The 17,761-nt window shown below is 72.0% G+C and carries 23 protein-coding genes; 12 read left to right on the forward strand and 11 right to left on the reverse strand.

Annotation, left to right across the window (positions count from 1 at the left end; all coding sequences use genetic code 11):
* The first annotated feature begins 186 nt into the window (after nt 1-186).
* The 7 genes from infA (at nt 187) to rplQ (ending at nt 4,051) form a co-directional block, all read left to right on the forward strand.
* Nucleotides 187-408, forward strand: coding sequence for a translation initiation factor IF-1 (gene infA / locus AC3X7R_RS06160; protein WP_026145687.1), 222 nt, complete (start codon nt 187-189; stop codon nt 406-408).
* A 29-nt stretch (nt 409-437) separates the two neighbouring features.
* A complete protein-coding gene (gene rpmJ / locus AC3X7R_RS06165; protein WP_004008316.1) occupies nt 438-551 on the forward strand; it encodes a 50S ribosomal protein L36 in 114 nt (37 codons plus the stop codon).
* A gap of 206 nt (nt 552-757) precedes the next feature.
* A complete protein-coding gene (gene rpsM / locus AC3X7R_RS06170; RefSeq protein WP_101525223.1) occupies nt 758-1,132 on the forward strand; it encodes a 30S ribosomal protein S13 in 375 nt (124 codons plus the stop codon).
* Between the two features lie 73 nt (nt 1,133-1,205).
* Nucleotides 1,206-1,601 (forward strand): 30S ribosomal protein S11, encoded by a 396-nt coding sequence (rpsK, locus tag AC3X7R_RS06175; RefSeq protein ID WP_489964692.1) that lies wholly within the window; start codon nt 1,206-1,208, stop codon nt 1,599-1,601.
* A 29-nt stretch (nt 1,602-1,630) separates the two neighbouring features.
* On the forward strand, nt 1,631-2,239 hold the full coding sequence (gene rpsD, locus AC3X7R_RS06180) for a 30S ribosomal protein S4 (RefSeq protein ID WP_489964693.1): 609 nt from the start codon (nt 1,631-1,633) through the stop codon (nt 2,237-2,239).
* 143 nt (nt 2,240-2,382) lie between these two features.
* Nucleotides 2,383-3,399 carry a DNA-directed RNA polymerase subunit alpha gene (locus tag AC3X7R_RS06185; RefSeq protein ID WP_489964694.1) on the forward strand — a complete coding sequence of 339 codons (1,017 nt, stop codon included), beginning with the start codon at nt 2,383-2,385 and terminating at the stop codon, nt 3,397-3,399.
* 79 nt (nt 3,400-3,478) lie between these two features.
* A complete protein-coding gene (rplQ, locus tag AC3X7R_RS06190; RefSeq protein WP_489964695.1) occupies nt 3,479-4,051 on the forward strand; it encodes a 50S ribosomal protein L17 in 573 nt (190 codons plus the stop codon).
* A 63-nt stretch (nt 4,052-4,114) separates the two neighbouring features.
* Here the strand turns inward: rplQ and AC3X7R_RS06195 are convergent, their stop codons facing one another.
* Nucleotides 4,115-4,483, reverse strand: coding sequence for a GntR family transcriptional regulator (locus AC3X7R_RS06195; protein WP_489964696.1), 369 nt, complete (start codon nt 4,481-4,483; stop codon nt 4,115-4,117).
* Between the two features lie 52 nt (nt 4,484-4,535).
* Here AC3X7R_RS06195 and AC3X7R_RS06200 point away from each other — a divergent pair, with 52 nt between their 5' ends.
* Nucleotides 4,536-5,468 carry a PfkB family carbohydrate kinase gene (locus AC3X7R_RS06200; protein ID WP_489964697.1) on the forward strand — a complete coding sequence of 311 codons (933 nt, stop codon included), beginning with the start codon at nt 4,536-4,538 and terminating at the stop codon, nt 5,466-5,468.
* On the opposite strand, the gene AC3X7R_RS06205 is transcribed toward AC3X7R_RS06200, so the two are convergent.
* From AC3X7R_RS06205 to AC3X7R_RS06220, 4 genes are all read right to left on the reverse strand, one after another.
* The gene (locus AC3X7R_RS06205; protein WP_489964698.1) at nt 5,446-6,225 is read right to left on the reverse strand and encodes a DUF2786 domain-containing protein; all 780 of its coding nucleotides are present in this window, start codon (nt 6,223-6,225) and stop codon (nt 5,446-5,448) included. The genes AC3X7R_RS06200 and AC3X7R_RS06205 overlap by 23 nt on opposite strands.
* 94 nt (nt 6,226-6,319) lie before the next feature.
* Nucleotides 6,320-6,898: a TIGR03086 family metal-binding protein gene (locus AC3X7R_RS06210; RefSeq protein ID WP_489964699.1), complete on the reverse strand. Its 579-nt coding sequence runs from the start codon at nt 6,896-6,898 to the stop codon at nt 6,320-6,322.
* A gap of 1 nt (nt 6,899) precedes the next feature.
* Nucleotides 6,900-7,394, reverse strand: a complete 495-nt coding sequence (locus AC3X7R_RS06215; protein ID WP_489964700.1) for an SRPBCC domain-containing protein — start codon at nt 7,392-7,394, stop codon at nt 6,900-6,902.
* Nucleotides 7,395-7,396: 2 nt separating this feature from the next.
* The gene (locus tag AC3X7R_RS06220; RefSeq protein ID WP_489964701.1) at nt 7,397-7,765 is read right to left on the reverse strand and encodes an ArsR/SmtB family transcription factor; all 369 of its coding nucleotides are present in this window, start codon (nt 7,763-7,765) and stop codon (nt 7,397-7,399) included.
* Nucleotides 7,766-7,873: 108 nt separating this feature from the next.
* Between AC3X7R_RS06220 and truA the strand changes: the two genes are divergently transcribed.
* The gene (gene truA, locus AC3X7R_RS06225) at nt 7,874-8,704 is read left to right on the forward strand and encodes a tRNA pseudouridine(38-40) synthase TruA (protein ID WP_489964702.1); all 831 of its coding nucleotides are present in this window, start codon (nt 7,874-7,876) and stop codon (nt 8,702-8,704) included.
* On the forward strand, nt 8,701-9,315 hold the full coding sequence (locus tag AC3X7R_RS06230; RefSeq protein WP_489964703.1) for a class I SAM-dependent methyltransferase: 615 nt from the start codon (nt 8,701-8,703) through the stop codon (nt 9,313-9,315). Before truA ends, AC3X7R_RS06230 begins: the two co-directional genes overlap by 4 nt.
* A 9-nt stretch (nt 9,316-9,324) precedes the next feature.
* Here the strand turns inward: AC3X7R_RS06230 and AC3X7R_RS06235 are convergent, their stop codons facing one another.
* Entirely contained in the window at nt 9,325-9,993 is a 669-nt protein-coding gene (locus AC3X7R_RS06235) for a sortase domain-containing protein (protein ID WP_489964704.1), read from the reverse strand.
* A gap of 46 nt (nt 9,994-10,039) precedes the next feature.
* Here AC3X7R_RS06235 and AC3X7R_RS06240 point away from each other — a divergent pair, with 46 nt between their 5' ends.
* Complete coding sequence (locus tag AC3X7R_RS06240) at nt 10,040-11,407, forward strand: FAD-dependent oxidoreductase (protein ID WP_489964705.1); 1,368 nt, start codon at nt 10,040-10,042, stop codon at nt 11,405-11,407.
* Between the two features lie 30 nt (nt 11,408-11,437).
* On the opposite strand, the gene AC3X7R_RS06245 is transcribed toward AC3X7R_RS06240, so the two are convergent.
* From AC3X7R_RS06245 to AC3X7R_RS06265, 5 genes are read right to left on the reverse strand one after another with little or no spacing between them, the layout of a single operon-like run.
* A complete protein-coding gene (locus AC3X7R_RS06245) occupies nt 11,438-12,784 on the reverse strand; it encodes an ABC transporter substrate-binding protein (protein ID WP_489964706.1) in 1,347 nt (448 codons plus the stop codon).
* Nucleotides 12,781-13,926, reverse strand: a complete 1,146-nt coding sequence (locus AC3X7R_RS06250) for a branched-chain amino acid ABC transporter permease (protein ID WP_489964707.1) — start codon at nt 13,924-13,926, stop codon at nt 12,781-12,783. The genes AC3X7R_RS06245 and AC3X7R_RS06250 overlap by 4 nt, the downstream gene beginning before the upstream one ends.
* Nucleotides 13,926-14,804, reverse strand: a complete 879-nt coding sequence (locus tag AC3X7R_RS06255; protein ID WP_489964708.1) for a branched-chain amino acid ABC transporter permease — start codon at nt 14,802-14,804, stop codon at nt 13,926-13,928. Before AC3X7R_RS06255 ends, AC3X7R_RS06250 begins: the two co-directional genes overlap by 1 nt.
* Before the next feature lie 30 nt (nt 14,805-14,834).
* Nucleotides 14,835-15,548: an ABC transporter ATP-binding protein gene (locus AC3X7R_RS06260; RefSeq protein ID WP_489964709.1), complete on the reverse strand. Its 714-nt coding sequence runs from the start codon at nt 15,546-15,548 to the stop codon at nt 14,835-14,837.
* Nucleotides 15,548-16,351 (reverse strand): ABC transporter ATP-binding protein, encoded by an 804-nt coding sequence (locus AC3X7R_RS06265; protein WP_489964710.1) that lies wholly within the window; start codon nt 16,349-16,351, stop codon nt 15,548-15,550. The genes AC3X7R_RS06260 and AC3X7R_RS06265 overlap by 1 nt, the downstream gene beginning before the upstream one ends.
* Nucleotides 16,352-16,520: 169 nt before the next feature.
* Here AC3X7R_RS06265 and AC3X7R_RS06270 point away from each other — a divergent pair, with 169 nt between their 5' ends.
* On the forward strand, nt 16,521-17,753 hold the full coding sequence (locus AC3X7R_RS06270; protein ID WP_489964711.1) for a PucR family transcriptional regulator: 1,233 nt from the start codon (nt 16,521-16,523) through the stop codon (nt 17,751-17,753).
* Nucleotides 17,754-17,761: the final 8 nt, after the last annotated feature.

The raw sequence follows: 17,761 nt of genomic DNA on the forward strand, positions 1-17,761 counted from the left end.
CGTCTCGCGGCTGCCGCAGCATCGTTCAGGTTCTCCTCGGGAGTACCTGCCTGGTGCGCGGAAATGAGGCTCCAGCAGCTGCCTGACGAGGTCCACCCGCCCAGCGGGAGGTTCGCGGGCCGCCCGGACGACATCCGCCGCCCGGGGTGCAAACGGTAGACAACGTTTCAACAGATTGTGGAGGACATGCCGAAGAAAGAAGGCGTGATCGAGCTCGAGGGCACCATCACGGAGGCCCTGCCCAATGCCATGTTCCGGGTCGAGCTGAGCAACGGACACAAGGTGCTCGCCCACATCAGCGGCAAGATGCGCCAGCACTACATCCGGATCCTCCCCGAGGACCGAGTAGTGGTGGAGCTCTCGCCGTACGACCTCACCAGGGGTCGAATCGTCTACCGCTACAAGTAATCCAGCCGATCTGAGAAAGGCCCTCCGAAGTGAAGGTCAACCCGAGCGTCAAGCCGATCTGCGACAAGTGCAAGGTCATCCGTCGCCACGGCCGCGTCATGGTCATCTGCGAGAACCCGCGCCACAAGCAGCGCCAGGGCTGATGAGCCGGCGGTCCGCCGCCGGTCTCGCGACAACAGAAGAATCCATTCAACGTGCTCGCTAGCCGGGCCACCCCACGGGGTGACCGGCGAACCCACCTCCGGAGCAGCGGCCGGAGCCCGGTTGCACAGGTCCCTGACCTGTGCGAGGCGCCGGGGCGCGACACGGACGAAACCGCAGCGAACTACCCGAAGGGAACGCCAGACACATGGCTCGCCTCGTTGGTGTTGACCTCCCGCGCGACAAGCGCATCGAGATCGCACTCACCTACATCTACGGCATCGGCCGTACCCGCGCCCAGCAGCTGCTCGCCACGACCGGGGTCGACCCGAACGCGCGCGTGCACACGCTGGGGGACGAGGAGCTGGTCAAGCTCCGCGATGAGATCGAAGCCAACTTCAAGATCGAGGGCGACCTCCGTCGTGAGGTCCAGGCCGACATCCGTCGCAAGATCGAGATCGGCAGCTACCAGGGTCGTCGCCACCGCATGGGCCTCCCGGTCCGCGGTCAGCGCACCAAGACCAACGCGCGTACCCGCAAGGGTCCCAAGCGCACCGTCGCCGGCAAGAAGAAGGCGAAGTGATCCTCGGCTGTCGCCGGATCACTTGCTGACTTCCTCGAACTCAACGCTTCCCAGCTACCTCAGGAGATACTGAATGCCTCCCAAGAGCCGCACCACCAAGGTGCGCCGCAAGGAGAAGAAGAACGTCGCTCAGGGCGAAGCCCACATCAAGAGCACGTTCAACAACACCATCGTCACGATCACCGACCCGACCGGTGCGGTGATCTCGTGGGCCTCCGCCGGCACCGTCGGCTTCAAGGGCTCCCGCAAGTCGACTCCGTTCGCCGCGCAGATGGCCGCCGAGGCCGCCGGTCGCCGCGCTCAGGAGCACGGCATGAAGAAGATCGACGTCTTCGTCAAGGGTCCGGGCTCGGGCCGCGAGACCGCGATCCGCTCGCTGGGTGCCATCGGCCTCGAGGTCGGCACCATCCAGGACGTCACGCCGGCCCCGCACAACGGCTGCCGCCCGCCCAAGCGCCGTCGCGTCTGATCACCCGAGACCTAAGGAGACTTTGAAAAATGGCCCGTTACACCGGTCCCATGACCAAGAAGTCGCGCCGTCTCGGTGTCGACCTCGTCGGTGGTGACGCTGCGTTCGAGCGTCGCCCCTACCCGCCCGGCCAGCACGGCAAGGGTCGGATCAAGGAGAGCGAGTACCTGCTCCAGATCCGGGAGAAGCAGAAGGCCCGCTTCACCTACGGCGTCCTGGAGCGGCAGTTCCACAAGTACTACGTGGAGGCTTCGCGTCGCAAGGGCAAGACCGGCGACAACCTGCTGCAGCTCCTCGAGTGCCGTCTCGACAACGTCGTCTACCGGGCCGGCTTCGCCCGCACCCGGCGTCACGCCCGCCAGCTGGTCAACCACGGCCACTTCCGGGTCAACGGCCTCAAGGTCGACATCCCGTCGTACCAGGTCTCGGCGCACGACGTCATCGACGTGCGGGAGAAGTCGCTGGAGATGACCCCGTTCATCGTGGCTCGCGAGACCCACGGCGAGCGCGTCGTCCCCGCCTGGCTCGAGGCGATCCCGTCGCGGATGCGGATCCTCGTGCACCAGCTTCCGACCCGGGCGCAGATCGACCTCCCGGTCCAGGAGCAGCTGATCGTGGAGTTCTACTCCAAGAAGTAGTCCGGTCGGGGGCCTCCTCCGACCACCCCTCGCCGGGGTCCGATGCGCAAGTCGGACCCCGGCGGGGAACCCTTCAACTTCATCCTCTTCACCGAAGTTCGGGCCCGTCATATGTCGGGTGGGTCCGGAAAGGAAAGAATTCAGTGCTTATCGCTCAGCGCCCGACCCTGTCGGAAGAGTCCGTTGACGAGTTCCGCTCGCGGTTCGTGATCGAGCCCCTCGAGCCCGGCTTCGGTTACACGCTCGGCAACTCGCTGCGTCGCACCCTGCTCTCCTCCATCCCGGGGGCGGCAGTGACCAGCATCAAGATCGACTCGGTCCTCCACGAGTTCTCGACGATCGAGGGCGTCACCGAGGACGTCACCGAGATCATCCTGAACCTCAAGGGCCTGGTCGTCTCCTCGGAGCACGACGAGCCGGTCACCATGTACCTGCGCAAGTCGGGTGCCGGCGTCGTCACCGCCGCCGACATCACCCCGCCCGCCGGTGTCGAGGTGCACAACCCCGACCTGCGGATCGCCAGCCTCTCCGACAACGGCAAGCTGGAGATGGAGCTGGTCGTGGAGCGCGGCCGCGGCTACGTCTCGGCCGTGCAGAACAAGGGCGCCGACAACGAGATCGGCCGGATGCCGGTGGACTCGATCTACAGCCCCGTGCTGAAGGTCACCTACAAGGTCGAGGCCACCCGTGTCGAGCAGCGCACCGACTTCGACAAGCTCGTCATCGACGTCGAGACCAAGCCGTCGATCCGTCCCCGCGACGCCATCGCCTCGGCCGGCAAGACCCTCGTCGAGCTCTTCGGCCTGGCCCGTGAGCTCAACGTCGAGGCCGAGGGCATCGACATCGGCCCGTCGCCGGTCGACGAGCAGCTCGCCGCCGACCTCGCCCTGCCGGTCGAGGACCTGCAGCTGACGGTCCGGTCCTACAACTGCCTCAAGCGCGAGGGCATCCACACCGTGGGCGAGCTCATCTCGCGCTCGGAGCAGGACCTGCTCGACATCCGCAACTTCGGTGCGAAGTCGATCGACGAGGTCAAGGCCAAGCTCGTCGAGATGGGCCTCTCCCTCAAGGACAGCGCCCCCGGCTTCGACCCGCACGCCGCGCTCGCCGCCTACAGTGACGACGACGACGACGCGTTCGTCGAGGACGAGCAGTACTGAGACACCCTGATCCCGGCCGCCGTGGCCGGGACCGACTACCCCGGTACCTGGTACGGCCGGGGAGGAATGAGTAGAAGCGATGCCTACCCCCAAGAAGGGCCGCCGGCTCGGCGGCAGCCCCGCCCACCAGCGCCTGATCCTCTCGAACCTGGCCACCAGCCTCTTCGAGCACGGTCGCATCACCACGACCGAGGCCAAGGCCCGGCTGCTCCGCCCCTACGCGGAGAAGCTCATCACCAAGGCCAAGAAGGGCGACCTGCACAACCGTCGTGAGGTCCTGAAGGTCGTGCGCGACAAGTCCGTCGTGCACACGCTCTTCACCGAGATCGGCCCGACCTTCGCCGAGCGCCCGGGTGGCTACACCCGGATCACCAAGATCGGTCCCCGCAAGGGCGACAACGCGCCGATGGCCGTGATCGAGCTCGTCACCGAGCCCTTCGCGCCCAAGGCCCCGTCGACCAAGACCAAGGCGGCTGCCGCCCCGGTCGAGGAGACCCCGGTCGAGGAGACCCCCGCCGAGGAGACCTCCGAGGGCGCCCCCGCCGAGGTCGTCGCCGAGGGTGTCGACGGTGAGGACGAGGTGCTGGCTGTCCAGCCCGACGCCGAGAACGCCGAGGAGCAGTCCACGGACGCCGCTGAGGTCAAGGAGTAGGTCTCCCACCCCAGCAGTCCTCGCGAAGCCCGCCCCCTCTCCAGGGGGCGGGCTTCGTGCGTCTCACCGCGGCCATCCGTCCTCGACGAGGCGGATCGCCTCGGCCCGGGTGAGACCGAGCCGGCGGCAGGTCGCCACGTAGGCCTCAGCCGCCCGTCGAGCCTCGTCGCCCTCCGCCCGGGAACCGCTGCGGACCACGGTGCCGCCGCGTCCCCGGGTCTCCACCACGCCGTCCGCCTCGAGCTCCTTGTAGACCCTGGCGACGGTGTTCACGGCCAGGCCCAGCTCCTCGGCGAAGGCGCGGACAGACGGAAGGCGGGTGCCGGGCGCGAGGGCGCCGCGGGCGACGGCCGTGGCGAGCTGGGTGCGGACCTGCTCGAACGGAGGCTCGGGGGCGTCGCGGTCGACCCGGACGAGAGGGCTCGTGGTCATCCCCCGAGTATGGCGCTGGACGCCGGTGCCGCCGAGCGACGAGCATCGGGCTGTGCAGGAGATCCTGGTGGTGGGCGAGTCGCTGATCGACGTGGTGCACCGCGAGGGGGAGCCCTCGCGCGACCTGCCCGGGGGCAGCGCGGCCAACGCGGCGGTGGCCCTGGCGCGGCTGGGGGTGCCGGTCCGGCTGGTCACCGCGCTGGGTCGCGACCCGCGCGGAGACGCGTTGCGGCGCCATCTGGAGTCCGAGGGCGTGCGGTGGGGGTGCGAGCCCCAGGTGCTGGCCGCCACTGCGACCGCGGAGGCCAGGATCGGCGGGGACGGGTCCGCCACCTACCGCTTCGACGTCGAGTGGCGGCTCGACGAGACCGCCGGGCGGTGGCCGGACGTCGGCGTCGTGCTGGTCAGCTCACTCGGGCCTGTCCTCGAGCCGGGTGCCTCGCAGGTGCGGGAACTGGTGGCCGGCCTGCGCGAGGCCGCGACCGTGGTCTACGACGTCAACGCCCGCCCCGCGGTGACCGGCCGGGGCTCGCACCTGCTCGCAGCGGTGCGGGCCATGGCGTCCGTGGCGGACCTGGTCAAGGCCTCCGACGAGGACCTCGACGTGCTGGTGCCCGGTGTGGAGCCGGTCGAGGGCGCCCGCCGCCTGCTGGAGGCCGGGGCGGGTGCCGTGGTGGTCACGCTGGGCGCCGCAGGGGCGCTGTGGGTCGAGCCGGGCCGGATCGTCGCGGTCCCCGGTGTCGGGGTCGAGGTGGCGGACACCATCGGTGCGGGGGACACGTTCGGAGCGGCGCTGCTGCGTCGGCTGCTGGTCGCCGGGGCCCTGCGCCGGCGCCCGCTGCCACCCGGTGCTCGCTGGCAGCTCACCGGCGAGGAGGTTCGCGAGGCGCTCGCCTGGGCCGGCCGGGCTGCCGCGGTCACGGTCTCGCGGCCGGGCGCCGACCCGCCGAGGCTCTGCGAGGTCACCGACGACCCGGACCAGTGACGTGGGGGAGCGGGACCGGGGTGCCTCGCAGCCTGGTGGTCCCGAGGTCGGCCAGCTCACCGGCGCGGTAGCCGTCGCGGAGTCCGGTGCCCGACAGGGAGCGCGGCCGGGCCTGTCGCGCGCCCGGGTAGGCGTCGCGGAGCGCCTGGTCCACCTCCTGGGCGCGGTCGGCCAGCACCAGCCCGGTGCTCCGGCCCGCGGGACTGGTCCGCTCGGTGGCCGCTCCCTCGGCCCTGGCCTCCGCCTCGGCCAGCCGTCGGGAGATCGACATCCGGAAGCCGGCCTGCCAGGACCGGCGGAAAGCGGCCTTGTGCTCCCACGGGGGCACGGGCGTGCGGGCCAGCTGCCGGCTCGCCTGCATGAGCAGGCTGGTGAAGAGGAGCTCGGCGCGGGCCAGGTCCGACCCGTGGCCGAAGAGGTGGACGGAGTGCTCGGTCGGGCCCGCCGGCGCGGGGCGGGTGCGCAGCACGGCGCGACAACGCAACCGGTTGGCGACCTCGCACAGGAGGTGGGCCTTGTCCCGGGCATAGGGGGCGTCGAGGCCGATCACCCGGTCCGCCACCCGGTCGCTGCCGGGGTCGTCGGCGGAGAGCAGGGCCGCGTCGATGCCGTAGTCGGCGATCAGCTGGGTCGCCTTGGCGGTGTAGGTCTCCGACTCCTCGGGGCTCGCCGCGGGGTCCTCGGCCTTGGCGAGCAGCTTGCGTACCTTCGCGAGCATCTGGGTGGTCTGGTCGGACGACGGTCCGGTGGCGGGCACGGCGACTCCGGTTCGGGTGGGGCTGGCAGGTGCGACCCACCCTGCCAGTGACCGCCGACGGGCCGTGCCGGCACTCCACAGCCGGCGCCGTGCGTCACTCCGTCCCCGGCTGCCACCCCGGGTCGCGGCCGATGAAGGCGATCAGACGGTCCTGGGGGCCGGCCCCGTCGGGGACCGGCTGCCGGGCCCCGAACTGCCCGGAGGCGCGGATGACGCCCTCCATCGCCTCCATCCCGTCCAGCATCTCCGCGCAGGTCTCCTGGTCGAGGGCGGCGTCCTGTCCGGTGGCGCGCGCCAGGTCCCAGGAGTGCATGAAGACGTCGGCGGTGTAGAACGTGGTGAGGGCCGCCGCCAGGTCCTGCGGGGGCACGTACGGGTGCGCGAACGACGAGGCCGCCGCCTCGGGGTCGTCGAGCAGGCCCTGCACGCCCTCCACCTGCGCCAGCCACGCCGCGACCGGGTCCTGCGCCGCCGACGGGCCAGGCGCCCAGCGGTACGAGGTCCCGTCGGCGAGGAAGGCCGGCAGCCAGGTGACCAGGTGGTCGACCACGTCGCGCGCCGTCCACCCCGCCACCGGGGCGGGGCCGGACCAGTCGGTCGTGCCACGCACCAGCGTGGTGAACCGGCCCGCCACCTCACGGTGGCGGGCGGCGGGCTCGGTGGGCAGGCTCACCTCAGACCTGTCCGTCGGCGAGGAGGCGGTCGAGCGTGGCGTAGCCCTCGCGGACACCGACCTCCATGCCGGAGGAGAGCATCCCGTCGCGTCCCTCGAAGGAGTCGCAGAGGGAGAACCCGTGCAAGCGGGTCCGGCCGTCCCCGAGGTCGGTGAAGGTCATCGTCTCCAGCGCGATCGCCTCGGGCATCCCCTCCCAGGTGAACGTCTGGACGAGCTTGTCCTCGCCCACGTACGGGAAGGTGCCCCGGAAGGCGTACTCCTGGCCGTCGTGCTCGTTGAGGTAGCGGTAGGACCCCAAGGTGCGGCAGTCCCACTGGTCGATCCGGGTGGTGACCGAGTCGGGACCGATCCACTGCGCGAACAGGTCCGGGTCGGTGTGTGCGCGCACCATCTGCGCCACGGTCGCCTCGAAGTCGCGCCAGATGTGGATGGCGGGGACCTTCTGGTCCGCCTCGATGGCGGCCTCGGCGTAGCGGTCGGTCGGGTCGGTCATGGTCATGATGCTGTCCCTTCGTGCTCCGGTGTGCCAGGGGGGTCTTGCCCCTCCTGCTGCATCCGCGCCAGGACGGCGTCCAGGCGCTGGTAGCGCTCCTCCGCCTGCCGGCGGTAGCGCTCGATCCACTTCGTCATGAGGTCTAACACCTCGGCCTCCAGGTGGACCGGCCGACGCTGCGCCTCGCGGCTGCGGCTGACGAGTCCGGCCTCCTCCAGGACCTTCAGGTGCTTGGAGACCGCCTGCACGCTCACGTCGTAGGGCTCGGCGAGCTCCCCGACGGTCGCGTCGGCGACGGCGAGCCGGGCGACCATGTCGCGCCGGGTCGGGTCGGCGAGGGCGGCGAAGACCCGGGAGAGCGAGTCGGTCACGGAGACCACCTTTCTCAACTAAACGGTTGAATAAGGCTAGGGGTCGCTCCTGGCTCCTGTCAACCATCTGGTTGCGGACGGCTCGCGGGCGTCTGGGAGGATGGTCCGGTGCGCTTCCGGATCGACCTCGCCTACGACGGCACCGACTTCTCCGGGTGGGCGACACAGCCGGGTCTCCGAACCGTGCAGGAGACGCTGGAGGCCGCCCTGGCCACCGTGCTGCGGGTCTCGCCGGTGCGCGCGGTGGTGGCCGGTCGGACCGACGCGGGGGTGCACGCCCGGGGCCAGGTGGTGCACGTCGACCTCGACCCCGAGCTGCTCGTCCGCTCGGCCGGTCGCTCGCAGGACCCGCCGACCGCCGCGCTCGCGCGACGGCTCAACGGCATCCTGCCCGCCGACGTACGGGTGCGCCGGGTGGTCGAGGCCCCGCCCGGCTTCGACGCCCGCTTCTCCGCCGTGTGGCGTCGCTACGCCTACCGCATCGCCGACCACCCCGACCTGGTCGACCCGCTGCACCGGCACCACGTCCTGGCCTGGCAGCGGCCTCTCGACCTGGACGCGATGAACCGCGCGGCGGCCACCCTCCTGGGGCTGCGCGACTTCGCGGCCTTCTGCCGGCGCCGTGAGGGGGCCACCACCGTCCGGACCCTGCTGGAGCTGGAGTGGCAGCGCGACACGGCGGGGGTGGCGGTCGCCCGGGTGGTGGCCGACGCCTTCTGCCACAACATGGTCCGCTCGCTGGTGGGGTGCCTGGTGGCGGTGGGCGACGGGCGACGCACCCCGGAGTGGGGCGTCGAGCTGATGACCGCCCGGGAGCGCAACCCCGCGCTGACCGTGATGCACGCCCACGGGCTCACCCTGGAGGAGGTCGGCTACCCCGCCGACGACCAGCTGCTGGTCCAGGCGCAGCGTGCACGAGCCAAGAGGGAGCTGGCATGAACGACACCGGTGACGACCAGGACCACTACTTCTCCGCCGACCCGGACGTGCCCTTCACCCGGGAGCGGTTCACCTGCGAGGCGTGGGGCCACGAGCTCGACCTGGTCAGCGGGTCGGGGGTCTTCAGCCGGGGTCACCTCGACCACGCCACCGCCGTCCTCTTCCGGGAGACGGACCCGCCCGCGCAGGGCCAGTTCCTCGACCTCGGGTGCGGCTACGGGGTGATCGGGCTGGCCATCGCCACGGCGGTGCCGCTGGCCCGGGTGATCGGGGTGGAGGTCAACGAGCGCGCCATCGCGCTGGCCAACGAGAATGCCCGGAGCCTCGGCCTGGACGGGACGTTCGTGGCCTGTCGTCCCGACCAGGTGCCGAGCGACTACGTCTTCGACGAGATCTGGTCCAACCCGCCGATCCGGATCGGCAAGCAGGCGCTCCATGAGCTGCTGCTCACCTGGCTGCCGCGGCTGGCCCCGGGTGGGCGGATGGTCTCGGTGGTCGGCAAGAACCTGGGGGCGGACTCGCTGCAGCGCTGGCTGACCGCCCAGGGGTGGCCGACGGAGCGGCTCGCGAGCGTCAAGGGGTTCCGGGTGCTGGAGACGCGCGCCGGCTGAGCTCCCTGCTCAGGCCGGTCGAGTGGCGACCAGGACCGCGATCTTGTCGATGCGGTGCTCCGGGTTGTCGAACTCGTCGGCCCAGAAGTTGCCGGCCGCGTGGTCCTCGGGGGTGGCGCAGGTGGAGAGAGTCAGCATGGGCCGGCTCGCCTCCACCCCTGGCCGTCCCGGGACCTGGGCGCGCTGCGCGGCGAGCGAGGCGGGCCGCCGGAACGACGTCCAGCGGGTGCGGCGCACCTCGTAGACGAAGACGGTGCCCGCGCTGCGCACCTCGATCCGGTCGCCCCGGCGCAGCGAGGGGGAGTCGCGCAGCGGCGCCGTGCCGGTCAGGCGATGGCCGGTGATGAGCAGGTTGCCCACCTCGCCGGGCCCGACCCCGCCACCCGGGCCTCGGGGCGAGGCCATCTCGCCGGCGTTCTGCCACCGCGTGCCCGGGCCGTCGTCAGGGGAGCCGCGGTAGCGGACCACCGGGAAGTCGCGCAGGCCGATCGCCGGGACGCTCACCCAGGAGCGCAGGGGCTCCGCCGGCGTCGGCGTGGGGGTCGGCGTGGGGGTCGGCGTCGGGGTCGGCGTCGGCGTGGGGGTCGGGGCGGCGTTCGGCGTCCGCTCCGCGGAGCAGGCGGTGAGCAGCAGCGCGGCCATGCTCGTCCGCACCGCGCCGCCCAGCCAGGTGCGCATCTCGCCACGATAGGTCCCTCGGCCAACCCGTGCGAGGCTGACCCGCATGAACGAGCGCATCGTCATCGTCGGCGCCGACGCCGCCGGGATGTCCGCGGCCCACCAGATGCTGCGCACCGCCCGGCGCACCGGGCGGGAGCTCGAGGTGACGGTGCTGGACCAGGGCGTGCACACCTCGTACTCCGCCTGCGGCATCCCCTACTGGATGGCCGGGGACGTCGGCTCCGCCGACGAGCTGGTGGCCCGGACCGCCGAGGAGCACCGGCAGGCCGGCATCGACGTGCGGCTCGGCGTCCGGGCGACCGGTCTCGACCTCGCGGCGCGTGAGGTGCAGGTCGCCGGCGGCGGGGTGGTCGGCTATGACCAGCTCGTGGTGGCCACCGGCGCGGAGGCGATCGTGCCCGGCTGGGCGCGCGGCGAGGGTGGTGAGCTGCCGCGGGGCGTGGGTCAGGTCAAGACGCTCGACGACGGGCGGGAGTGGCTGGCCCGGTTCGCCGAGGCGGGGGAGGGGGCCCACGTCGTGGTCGTCGGCGGCGGCTACATCGGCATCGAGGTCACGGAGGCGGCGCTGCGGCGCGGACTCGGCGTCACCCTGGTGACGCGCTCCCGGGTGATGAGCTCGCTGGAGCCGGAGATGTCGGACCGGGTGGCGCTGGCCCTGAGCGCGGCCGGGGTCGAGGTCGTGCTCGACGCCGACGTGACCGGCCTCGAGGTCGTCGACGGCGCCGCCCGGGCCGTCCGCTGGGAGGGCGGCACCCGGGAGTGCGACCTGGTCGTGCTGGCGCTCGGGGTCGTGCCGGCGACCGGCTTCCTCGCCGGCTCCGGGCTGGCGCTGGGCGAGAAGGGGGCGCTGCGCCCGGACCCCCACGGCCGGGTCGCGGATCGGGTCTGGGCGGCGGGTGACTGCTGCGAGACGTGGCGCCGCCTCGCCGCGGACCAGGTGTTCCGCCCGCTGGGCTCGCACGCCAACAAGATGGGCCGGGCCCTGGGCGACAGCCTGGCCGGCGGGACGCTCGCCTTCGACGGGATCCTGGAGACCGCGATCACCCGGTTCGCCGCCGGGGGGCAGTACCTCGAGGTCTCGCGCACCGGTCTCTCCCTCGCCGACGCCCGAGCGGCCGGGTTCGACCCGGTCGCCGTGGTGACCGAGGGGTCGACCGCCAGCGGCTACCTGGACGAGGCGGACCCGGTCGCCATCTGGGTGATGGCGGACCGGGCCTCGCGTCGGCTGCTGGGGGTCCAGCTGGTAGGCGGCCGCGGTGCCGGGAAGAGAGTCGACACCGCGGCCGCGGTCCTGTGGGCGGAGGGGACGGTGGACGACCTGGCCTGGATGGACCTGTCCTACTCGCCTCCGTTCAGCACGGCCTGGGAGGTGCTGGGCGTCGCCGCGCGTCGCACGGCTGAACGGTTGTGACCCGACGCCCGAGCGGCGCCCAGCGGTGGCTCACTCCGGGATCCCGCTCTCCGGGGGCGCGTCGTCCGCCTGGCCCGAGGAGTCCTCGGTGATCTCCGCGTCCCCGATGTCGGTCACCAGGACCGGCGTCAACGGCTCGGTGGAGTCGCCCTTGATCTCGGCCAGGCGCATGCCGGAGATGCCCATGTGGCTGTCGGCGCCGTAGCGGAACGGGGCCAGCTGAGGACCCTCCAGGGACTCGCCGTTCTCCTCGAGCCACTCCACCAGTCCCTCGCGGGTCAGCTCCTCGCCGGCCCCCTGCAGGGCCTGGACGAACGCGTAGGCGTGGGACATCCCGTAGATCCGGTAGTTGGTCAGCTCGCCCTTCTCACCGTGCTCGTCCCAGACCTCCTGCCACAGCTGGACCCACGGGTCGTCCGGCTGGTCGGTGGCGGGGATGTACTCGGAGGTCATCACGCCCTCGAGGGCGCTGGTGCCGTCCTTGATCGCACCCTCGGAGAACTCCGAGAGCAGCGAGCCCACCAGGTCCGGGTCGGAGCCGATGCTGGCGACGTACCACTTCGGCTTGTAGCCGAGCTTCATCGAGACCAGCTGGGCCAGCGCGGTGTAGGAGGGCGTGTTGAAGGAGAGGACCAGGTCGGCCTTGGCGCCCTGGAGCCCGGCGATCTGCGGGCCCACGTCGGTGTTGCCGGAGGTGTAGCGCTCGACCGCGACGATCTGGTCGTCGAGGAACTGGCGCACGCCCTTCTCGGCGTCCTCACCCATGTCGTCGTCCTGCAGGAAGAGCCCGACCTTCGCGTCGGGCATGTTCTCCGCGACGTACTGGCCGATGATCTTGCCCTCGCTCTCGTAGTCGGGCTGCCAGCCGAAGGTCATCGGGTGGGCCTCGACGTCGTCGCCCCACATGAGCGAGCCGGAGGAGACGAAGAGGTCGGGGACGCCCTCGCTGTTGAGCTGCTCGATGACCGCACTGTGGGTGGGGGTGCCGAGCCCGCCGACCATGGCGAAGATCTCGTCCTCGAGGAGCAGTTCGTTGGTGACCTTGCTGGTGTTGGTCGGGTTGTAGCCGTCGTCCTTGACGACGTACTCGATCTGGCGGCCGTGGACGCCGCCCTGCGCGTTGACGTAGTCGAAGTAGGCCTTCGCCCCGGTCGGGATCTCGCTGTAGCCGGGGGCCGCGACCCCGGTCAGCGGGAAGTGCCCGCCGATGGTGACGGTCTCCGCGGTGACCCCGGTGTCGGAGGCGCCGCCGCCGTCACTCTCGCCGTCCCCGTCGTCGTCCCGGCCGCCCGCACCGCAGGCGGTGAGGACCAGGGTGGTCACGACCAGGCCGGTCAGGCCGACCAGTCGTGCCGACCTCGTGTTCCTGCGTGTCATGGTGTTGCTCCCTCTCTGGTGGTGGTGCTGTTGTCCCGGTGGGCCGGGTCCGAGTCGGTGGGCGCGCGGCGGGCGCGTCGGGTCATCACGGCGCGGGCGACGGTGCCGAAGAGCCCGCTGGGGGCGAGCAGGATGACCAGCACCATGACCACGCCGTAGACCAGGGGGGCGAGCTCGGCCGCGGCGATGTCGTCGAGGCCGGCCGCGGTGCCGAGCGCGGTCACCTCGCGGGGCAGGAAGGTCAGCAGCGCGGCACCGAGCAGGGCTCCGGTGAGGCTGCCGAGCCCGCCGAGCACCACGGCGGCGAGCAGCGTGAGGCTCACCGTCAGGGTGAAGGAGCTGGGGGCGGCCAGGCGGACGGCGATGCCCAGCATCGCCCCCGCCGCCCCGGCCGCCGCGGCGCTGACCATGAAGGCCGAGACCCGGGCGCGGCCCAGGTCGATGCCCGCCAGCTGGGCGGCGACCTCGTCGTCGCGGACGGCCCGCCAGCGCCGGCCGACCCGGCTGCGCGACAGGTTGGCGAGCAGGAGGAAGGTGACGATCAGGGTCAGCCACGCGACGAAGGCGACCCAGCCGCGCCCGGTGAGCTCCTGGCCGGTGACGAAGTAGGTCGCGTCCTCGGCCCAGGTGGGCGTCTCGGGCAGCACGATCCGCAGCCCCTGCTCCCCGCCAAGCGTCTCCTTGAAGTAGAGCGCGATCCCGGGGACGGCGACCGCCAGCGCCAGCGTCGCACCGGCCAGGTAGGGCCCGTGCAGCCGGGCGGCCGCCACCCCCACCAGGGCCCCGACCGCGACCGTCACGGCCACCGCGGCGAGGACCACCACCAGCAGCGGGGTGCCGGCCTCGCGGTCGGGCAGCAGCAGGGCGGTGGTGTAGGTGCCGAAGGCCATCAGCGCCCCGTGGCCGAGCGAGAGCTGCCCGTTGAGACCGGTGAGCACGGTGAGCCCGCCGGCGGCGATCCCGAGGTAGGCCATCTCCGCCAGCTGGAAGCGGCGGAAGTCGTCGACGGCGGTGAGCACCAGGACGACCACGACCAGCCCGAGCGCGGCACCGAGCAGGTGGCGGAGCAGGGTCACCTCGCGCAGCGACCGGCCCAGCGTCGTGCCCAATGTCGTGCCCAGTGACGTGCGCATCCCGGTCATCACACCCGCCTCGCGGTCGTCGTGGAGAAGAGGCCGCCGGGCTTCAGCGTCAGGACCAGCATCAGGATCAGCAGTGCGGCGAGCGCGACGAGCTGGGAGCCGACGTACCCGCTGACGAAGCTCAGGGTGAGGCCCAGGAGCAGCCCGCCCACCACGGCGCCGGCGGGGCTGTCGAGACCGCCGAGGACGGCGGCGACGAAGCCGTAGACGACGATCGAGTCCATGTAGCCGGGGTGGACCAGGCTGCCGCCGGCGATGAGCAGCCCCGCCAGGGAGCCGACCATCGAGGCGAGCGCCCAGCCGAGGGTCTTCATCCGCCCGACCCGGACGCCGAGGAGACGGGCCACCTCGGCGTTGAAGGCGGCGGCGCGCATCCTGAGCCCGAGGTCGGTGAAGCGGAAGAGGAGCACCAGCAGCCCCATCACGACCAGCACCGCGAGGATCGTGAAGACGCCGAACCCGGTCAGCGCGATGGTGCGGTCGCCGATCTCGAAGCCCCGGATGCCGAAGGGGGCCGGGAAGGAGCGGTACTCGTTGCCGAAGACGACCGCGGCCACCGAGTGCAGCACGATGAAGAGGCCCAGGGTGAGGATGACCGCGTTGATCTCGGCCTTGCCGTCGACGTGGCGCACGATCGTCCGCTCCAGGCCGGCGCCCAGCAGCAGGCCTGCGGCCAGGGCCGCGGCGAAGGCGAGCCAGTAGGAGTGGCCCGCGTCGATCACCACCAGGGCGATGAACGTCGTGACCATCGCCATCGGGGCCTGCGCGAAGTTGACCACGCGGGTGGAGCGCCAGATCAGCACCAGCGCCAGGGCGAAGGCCGCATAGACCATGCCGAGGGTCAGGCCGCCGAGAGTGGTGTTGAGGAGCTGTTGCACGAGGTGGGTCCTCTCCTTCCGGGTCCGGGCTCAGAACCCGAGGTAGGCGTGGCGGAGCTGGTCGTCGGCGGCCAGCGCGGCGGCGTCGGAGTCGGCCACCACCCGACCGAGGTCGAGGACGACCCCGTGGTCGGCGACCGACAGGGCGCTGCGGGCGTTCTGCTCCACCAGCAGCACCGAGAGGCCCTGGTCGGCGACCAGGTCGCGGAGCAGGGCGAAGATCTGCGCGACGATCCGCGGCGCCAGCCCCAGGGAGGGCTCGTCGAGCAGCAGCAGCCGCGGCCCGGCCATCAGCGCCCGGCCGATGACCAGCATCTGCCGCTCGCCCCCCGACAGGGTGCCGGCCTGCTGGGCCCGTCGGTCGGCGAGCACCGGGAAGAGGTCGAAGGCCAGGGCGAGGTCGTCGTCGGTGACGCGGCCCTTGCGGTCGCTGCGCCCCAGGCCCCCGAGGCGCAGGTTCTCCTCGACGCTGAGCTCGGTGATGACGCCGCGCCCCTCGGGGACGTGCGCCATGCCGAGCCCCGGCATGCGCTCGGCGGCCACGGCACCGATCTGCCGGCCCGACAGGGTGATGGAGCCGCTGCTGGCGCGGTGCAGCCCGGAGAGGGTGCGCAGCAGGGTGGTCTTGCCGGCGCCGTTGGCGCCGAGGACGGCGGTGATCTCGCCCTCGGCCGCGGTGAAGGAGACGTCGTGCAGCGCGGTGACGGGGCCGTAGGAGACGGTGAGGCGGTCGACGGTGAGCATCAGACCTCCTCACCGAGGTAGGCGGCGAGGACGGCCGGGTCGTTGCGGACCTCGTCGGGGCCCCCATGGGCGATCACCCGGCCGAAGTCGAGGACGGTGATCTCGTCGCAGACCCGCATCACCAGGTCCATGTGGTGCTCGACGAGCAGCACCGACATCCGGTCGGTCAGCCCGGTGATCAGCTCGCCGAGCTCGTCCATCTCGTCGGCGGAGAGACCGCTGGCGGGCTCGTCGAGGAGCAACAGCTCCGGCTCCGCGACCAGGGCTCGGGCCAGGGCCACCCGCTTGCGGACCGGGTAGGGGAGGCTGCCGGGGTAGAGGCCCGCGACGTGCGCGATCCCGAGCGCGTCCAGCGCCGCCATCGCCCGCTCGCGCAGCGCCCTCTCCTCGCGCCACGACCCGGGCAGCGCCAGCATCGCGCCGAGGAAGCCGGTGCGGGCGTGCCGGTCGGCGCCGGTGACGACGTTCTCGAGCACGGTGACCCGGTCGAAGAGGCCCAGCCCCTGGAGGGTGCGGGCGATGCCGTGGCCGGCGAGCTGGTGCGGGCGGAGCCGGCCGAGCTCCTCGCCGTGGCGCCGCAGGCCCCCCTCGTCGGGCACCACGAAGCCGCAGGCGACGTTGAAGAGAGTGGTCTTGCCGGCGCCGTTGGGTCCGATCACGCCGTGCACGGTGCGCGGACGCACCCGCAGCGAGACGTCGGCGAGGGCTGTCAGGCCGCCGAACCGGACGGTGACGCGGGTGAGCTCGAGGTCGGCCTGCTGGTGGTGCGCAGTGGCGGCCGGCCGGTCGAGGTCGGTGCTCACGAGGCCTCCTGTGAATGGCGCTGCCGGGGTTGGGCGTTGTGACCTGCACCACCTTGGTGTGCAGGCACATTCCGGTCATTGGGCTGAGCGCCCAAACATGCTTGGAGCAGTGGCCCCAATTACGGGGGAGGGCTGGTCAGGATTGTGCAGACAGTGCGACGGTGCATGCATGCGTGCCACCGCCGTCAACTCCGCCCAAGAGGCGCTCCACGATGCCTGGGCCCTTCTCCTCGACCAGTCGGACGTGATCGCGGACAGCATCACGCTGACCCTCTTCGAGCGTGACCAGGAGCTGTGGGAGCGGATCGGGCCAGAGTTCCGCGCCGACGTCAGGTCCAGCACCCGCCAGCACATCCGCCGTGGACTGCGGATCCTCTCGGCGCACCGCGACCCCCTCGACGAGCATCCGGGGAGCCCGGAGAACGCCGTGGAGCTGTGGCGCGACACGGGTCGGCGACGGGCCCGCCAGGGCGTGCCACTGGAGCTGGTGCTCAACGCCTACACGCTGGGGGCGCGGATCCTGTGGGAGGCGCTGGTCAGCCGCGTCTCTGCCGACCCTTCTATCGAGGTCGACGACCAGGTGCTGCTGATGGCGGCGCGCACGGTCTGGACCAACCTGGACGTGCAGAACTCGGTGCTGATCGACGCCTACCGCCGGGAGAGCTCCCGCATCCAGCGCCAGGACCTGCAGCGCGAGCAGAGCCTGCTCGACGGGTTGATCGAGGGGCGCGGGGCCGACCCGCTCTTCGCCGACGAGGCCCGCGCCGGGCTCGAGATCGGCCCCGACGACGAGATCGCCTGCGTGGTGGCCATGCACGACGGCGCGGATGCCAGCGACGCCCTGGTCCCGGTGGAGGACAGGCTCGACCGGCTCGGGGTCGCCGCCCGGTGGCACGTGCGCTCCGGCGTCTACTACGGCCTGCTCTCGGGCCGGCTGCCCGACGAGCCGGGGCTGGTGGAGCTCTTCGCGCCGCACGCCCCGGGCCGGATGGGCGTGGCGGTCAGCACCGACGGGGTGGCGGGCTTCGCGACGGCGTTCCAGCTGGCGCACCGGGCCGCGGAGACCGTGCCCCGCGGCGTACGACGGGTGGTGGCGGTCTCCGACCGGCTGCCGGAGGTGCTGCTGGCCGGGAGCCCGCAGGTCGCCCCCCGCCTGCTCGCCGAGACGCTCGGCCCGATCCTGGCGCTGCCCAAGGCCCAGTCCCAGACCCTGCTGGAGACCCTCACCGCGCTGCTGCACCACGACGGCTCCCCGACGCACGCGGCGGCCGACCTCTACTGCCACCGCAACACGGTGATCTACCGGATGAAGCAGATCGAGCAGCTCACCGGCAGGTCGCTCACCGATCCGCGGGACAAGATGCTGCTGGGGCTGGCGCTGATGGCCACCGGTCGCGGCTGAGTCCGCAG

The sequence above is a fragment of the Nocardioides sp. Z22_16 genome (genome assembly GCF_058134365.1).